This is a genomic window from Propionivibrio sp. (assembly GCF_049316945.1).
Taxonomy (GTDB): Bacteria; Pseudomonadota; Gammaproteobacteria; order Burkholderiales; family Rhodocyclaceae; genus Propionivibrio.
Genome location: NZ_JBMOJE010000296.1, coordinates 1 through 2,743, shown reverse-complemented (window position 1 = coordinate 2,743; position 2,743 = coordinate 1). Strand labels below are relative to the sequence as shown.

Sequence of the window (2,743 nt, the reverse complement as noted above, 5' to 3'; positions counted from 1 at the left end):
GGCTAAGTGACTGTTCTATAAGAATAATAACGCCAAGCTAGAAGAGCCGCACCCTATTTATTTGGGCGAACGTCATGATGTATCTCCTTGGTGAAGGGATCCCAAGGATGACACCTGAAAAATAATCACGAGGAAATCCGGCTTTTAACTAAGCCCTGCTTGGGCTTCCTGGGTTTCCTTGACATTATTTTGTCCTGCTGATTACCACGCGCCCTGATGACCGACAACGGCGCTGCCATGCTGGCCGAGGAAACAACCACCGGCCTGGCCGAACTGGGCGTGCTACACCAGACGACACTCCCTTATTCTCCTTATCAAAACGCCAAGCAGGAATCCTTCTGGGGGCGGGTTGAAGGGCGCCTGATGGCCATGCTCGAAGGCGAACCCAACCTCACCCTCGATGCGCTCAATCTGGCGACGCAAGCCTGGTGCGAGCAGGAGTACCACCGCACGCGCCACTCGGAAATCGATGCCACACCGCTGGCTCACTATCTTGCCGGTCCGAACGTCGCGCGTCCCTGCCCGACCAGTGCCGTGCTCGCGGCGGCCTTCCGCATTGAAGTGCGACGTCGGCAGCGGCGCTCCGACGGCACCATCAGCCTCGAAGGGGCGCGTTACGAGATACCGTCCCGCTATCGGCACCTTGAACACGTCGATCTGCGCTATCCGCGCTGGGATCTGTCCCGGGTCGATCTGGTCGATGCGCGTACCGGCGCCATCCTGTGCGCGGTCACCAGCACCGGTTGGCTGCGATACACCAGCGGATTGCGAACCACTTGACGCACCGCGGGCAGTTCGATCAGGCCCTGGCGATGCAGCATCAGCATCATTCCGCGGCACACCATGTCGCGCAGCGCGCCATTGGCCTGAACCCAATTCCACGCCTCACACAACTTCTTGGATAAACCCCATCGGCTGGCTTCTGGGTGCTCGGCGATGATCGCACGAATGAACACGACGTCAGCTTCGCTGATAACACGGTGCCGATAGGTCAGCTTTGTTTGCATGCGCCGCAGATTAATAGAACTCGGACCAGAACGTAAGTGCTCAATGCAAACTAACTCTTCACCGACTGCTGTCTCCAACAGCCGCTACCGCAAAATTCAAGCAAGTTTGCAGGAGGGACACGGTCAAGTGGTCGTGGAATAAATGGGCCGGGGTCATCGGCCCGTTTTATGCCGCGAAAGCCACTTGACGCCCTGGAAGCCGCTGACGCTATCGGTAGTTGCCGGGGATGGTTTTATTATCCCCGGCGGCTGCCTCATGGCGAATGCGGGGACTGGGGCAGCGCCCCAGGGTTTAGCAGCGGTGGCGCCATCAAGAGGCTGGCGAACGTTTCGAACGTGGCATGGCAGACGCCGCAGGCAACGAAGGTACCGTCGGCCGTGGTTTGCGTCGCGCCTGGCCGTCGAGCGCGATGCGATGCGCCCCATTCAGGAGAAAACCTGACGCCGTTTCGCTTAAATTCTTTGCCAAACAACCATCACTGAACGTGTACATCAGCCCATCAAATTACCTGATCACACTCATACAACGATGGCGCTGAATTTTTCAAGGGTACGCCTTTTCGTATCGGGTGTTTTCATGAGTGAGATTAATTGTGTCAGTTTGAGCAATTTTAGAAAGCTCTTGGGTGGTTCGGTTATTCGACCTAATTACTATTTAGGTTTGGTTCGTACCATTTGCATGGCTAATTCATGGGGCGGTATGCCAATAATTGTATCTGCTACGCTGCCTCGTCCGTTGTCTCGGGTGTTTTCATGAGGCCGCTTTTTGTTGGTTCTTCTTTTAATAATGTTTATTCGGTTCGGCTATTTTCTGTAGCTGCTGAATTGATGTATTGCAATCGGTGGCGCAAATTCGGACGCGGTTTTGATGTTCCTTGTTTTGCTATGTTTTATCGGGTGGTTCTGTAATGTCTACCCTCGTCCAGTTTGATTCGTGGCTAAAAGCCAATGCTGCTCATTTGCAGAGTTCAGTCAGTGTGTACCCTTGTATGGGTACACTTGCGGAAACCATGCAAGTCAAGTTGTGTTTTGAAGAATCGCAGCGTTTTCTATCCGCTTCTAGTCTGCTTGCGGAATTCCAGAAAGCGTTTCGTTAATGGGTGCGGCGCGGTCTGTCTTGGCAGTCTGCGCCGTTCGCGTTTCGGGGTCGGTTGCATGAATTTAAATATCGGTCTTGATGTATTTGAAGAATGGCTAGATGCTATGGCTAAACAACATTTTGTTACCGCTATGTCTTTTCCTGCTGAACCAGATTTTTATCAATCTATTAAAATTGATCGTTGTTTTGATTCAATAACCCGGATTTATGCGGTTTCTAAACTAGTTGCTGAGTTCAAGGTGGGAGCGGCTTGATGGTTCCCAGTTGCCTTGTCTGTATTTCAGCCAGAAAACCGTTCATGTCGGCTGCGGGGCAGGTTCAATGCCATTTAACCCGCAAAATTGTGACTGTCACAGAATCATGTTCCTGCTTCGTTTGGTTGGGTCAAGCTCGAGCGGATTACCTTGCTCGAAGTCACCAATTAGACGGCCCCCCCCCTTATAACAATAGGGGGCTACGTATCAAACTGATACAAATTGCTCCGCTAGCCTTGGAAAATGATCCGCTATGACTACGTTTATTGACGGGATCATTCTGAGTCAAAAACACAGCATTGACGCATGAACACCTCGGCAAACCCCGATGACATATTTTTGCTCCGCATTGTCTGGTTGCGGCCACAAAGCATTCGATGCCG

1 protein-coding gene and 1 pseudogene are annotated in these 2,743 nt (G+C 52.5%); both read left to right on the top strand.

All coding sequences use genetic code 11. From position 1 onward, the window contains the following. Positions 1 to 201: 201 nt before the first annotated feature. Positions 202 to 777, top strand: a pseudogene (locus ACOYNV_RS27205) (IS481 family transposase); the annotation flags it as partial. Positions 778 to 2,162: 1,385 nt separating this feature from the next. Then, a complete protein-coding gene (locus ACOYNV_RS27200; protein WP_422902948.1) occupies positions 2,163 to 2,360 on the top strand; it encodes a hypothetical protein in 198 nt (65 codons plus the stop codon). Positions 2,361 to 2,743: the final 383 nt, after the last annotated feature.